This is a genomic window from Eikenella sp. HMSC061C02, from assembly GCF_001809035.1.
Lineage (GTDB): Bacteria > Pseudomonadota > Gammaproteobacteria > Burkholderiales > Neisseriaceae > Eikenella > Eikenella corrodens.
The window spans coordinates 1-1,938 of the sequence record NZ_KV795520.1; the positions used below are offsets into that span (position 1 = coordinate 1).

Genomic DNA, 1,938 nt, shown 5'->3' on the forward strand with positions numbered 1-1,938 from the left:
AGGTGCCGGTGTGGTGGCTTCCGTGATCGCTTAAGAAGGATATCGAATAAATGGCAAATCAAAAAATCCGTATCCGTCTGAAAGCTTATGATTACAGCCTGATTGACCGTTCTGCTCAGGAAATCGTTGAAACTGCCAAGCGCACTGGTGCTGTGGTAAAAGGTCCGATTCCGTTGCCGACCAAAATCGAGCGTTTCAATATCCTGCGTTCTCCGCACGTGAATAAAACTTCACGTGAACAATTGGAAATCCGCACTCATCTGCGCTTGATGGATATTGTGGATTGGACTGACAAGACCACTGATGCACTGATGAAGCTGGATTTGCCGGCCGGTGTGGACGTGGAAATCAAAGTTCAGTAATCTGCTTGCAGATAATATCAAAGCCGAACGGAATCTCCGTTCGGCTTTTTGTGACCAAGAGCCTTACCTAGTAGGGTAAATTGATACTATATGGAAGGGCGGCATTTAACTATTCTATGGAAATAGGCAGCTATGAGTTTTCCTCATTTTTGTGGAGCAGGTATGCAAAAACAAAATAAGCACAATAAACACAAAAATCAAATCCGTATTATTGGTGGGGAGCTGCGCGGGCGGAAAGTTCGGTTTGCTGATGCAGAAGGCTTGCGCCCAACCGCAGATAGTGTGCGGGAGCGTTTATTTAACTGGTTGGGACAGGATTTAACCGGTCAAGTGGTGTTGGATTTGTTTGCTGGTAGCGGAGCCTTGGGTTTTGAGGCTGCCTCGCGAGGGGCGAAACGGGTTGTGTTGGTAGAAAATAATCGGCGGACTGCTGCAAGTTTACAACAGCAAATACAAGAATTGAGGCTACCTGAAAGAATGAAGGTTGAATCTATGGATTCTTTTGTGTTTTTAGAAAAAACACAAGAGCAGTTTGATGTGGTGTTTTTGGATCCACCATTTGCTTGGCAGAGATGGGTTGAGCTTTTTATGTGCTTGGAGCAGCGTTTGCATAGTGGTGCATATATATATGCTGAAGCAGGAGACTTGCCTGTTTGGCCTGATTATCTGTTGGAGTTGAATGCCGGGCAATCAGGATTAAGTAAATATGCACTGCTCAAGAAGAAATGAAGCTGGATTGTTTTAATAATTGTTATCAAAGAAGAAAATTTTATATTTTGCCAAGGGAGAGGCTACCTGAAAGCTGGTCTGTGCTATAATCCCGCCCCTTAATTTTGGATAACTTAGAAGATATTAAGAGGAAAACATGTCTCTTTTTATTACAGATGAGTGCATCAATTGTGATGTATGTGAGCCAGAGTGCCCAAATGATGCCATTTCGCAGGGTGAGGAGATCTATGAGATCGATCCTGATCTGTGTACGCAGTGTGTTGGGCATTACGATGAACCGCAATGCCAGCAAGTGTGCCCAGTAGACTGTATTTTGATTGATGAGGAACACCCAGAAACTGAGGAGCAGTTGCGAGAGAAGTATGAAAAGATTATTTTGTTGAAAAATGGGTAGGATTTAATTTCAATTAAAAATATTGACTTGCGGCTAGTTCTAAAAAAAAAGAATAAATTTTGCTTGACGATTGGTCAGGAAAGCCGCTATATTTCTTTTCTCTTTTGGTGGGATTCCCGAGCGGTCAAAGGGGGCAGACTGTAAATCTGTTGCGAGAGCTTCGAAGGTTCGAATCCTTCTCCCACCACCAATTACTATGTTGGGGCATCAAGGGCGGGTGTAGCTCAATGGTAGAGCAGAAGCCTTCCAAGCTTACGGTGAGGGTTCGATTCCCTTCACCCGCTCCAATAAATTTTTAAGGCCCATGTAGCTCAGGGGTAGAGCACTCCCTTGGTAAGGGAGAGGTCGGCAGTTCAAATCTGCCCATGGGCACCATCTATTTCTATCCCTTTGTTTACTTCAAGCTAATAGGAAATTGCCATGGCTAAGGAAAAATTTGAACGTAGCAAACCG

At 44.0% G+C, this 1,938-nt stretch carries 3 protein-coding genes and 3 tRNA genes; all 6 read left to right on the forward strand.

Annotation, left to right across the window (positions count from 1 at the left end; genetic code table 11):
- Positions 1-50 precede the first annotated feature (50 nt).
- Entirely contained in the window at positions 51-362 is a 312-nt protein-coding gene (rpsJ, locus tag HMPREF2541_RS01750) for a 30S ribosomal protein S10 (RefSeq protein ID WP_002642322.1), read from the forward strand.
- A 162-nt stretch (positions 363-524) separates the two neighbouring features.
- Positions 525-1,091: a 16S rRNA (guanine(966)-N(2))-methyltransferase RsmD gene (gene rsmD, locus HMPREF2541_RS01755; RefSeq protein WP_003823684.1), complete on the forward strand. Its 567-nt coding sequence runs from the start codon at positions 525-527 to the stop codon at positions 1,089-1,091.
- A 136-nt stretch (positions 1,092-1,227) separates the two neighbouring features.
- On the forward strand, positions 1,228-1,485 hold the full coding sequence (locus tag HMPREF2541_RS01760; protein WP_003823685.1) for a YfhL family 4Fe-4S dicluster ferredoxin: 258 nt from the start codon (positions 1,228-1,230) through the stop codon (positions 1,483-1,485).
- A gap of 106 nt (positions 1,486-1,591) precedes the next feature.
- Positions 1,592-1,675: transfer RNA gene (locus HMPREF2541_RS01765), tRNA-Tyr, on the forward strand.
- Between the two features lie 23 nt (positions 1,676-1,698).
- A tRNA-Gly gene (locus tag HMPREF2541_RS01770) sits at positions 1,699-1,772 on the forward strand.
- A gap of 13 nt (positions 1,773-1,785) precedes the next feature.
- A tRNA-Thr gene (locus tag HMPREF2541_RS01775) sits at positions 1,786-1,860 on the forward strand.
- Positions 1,861-1,938 lie beyond the last annotated feature (78 nt).

Coding starts and splice junctions, on each gene's coding strand:
- rpsJ (WP_002642322.1), top strand. CDS start 51: ATGGCAAATCAAAAAATCCGTATCCGTCTGAAAGCTTATGATTACAGC.
- HMPREF2541_RS01760 (WP_003823685.1), top strand. CDS start 1,228: ATGTCTCTTTTTATTACAGATGAGTGCATCAATTGTGATGTATGTGAG.
- rsmD (WP_003823684.1), top strand. CDS start 525: ATGCAAAAACAAAATAAGCACAATAAACACAAAAATCAAATCCGTATT.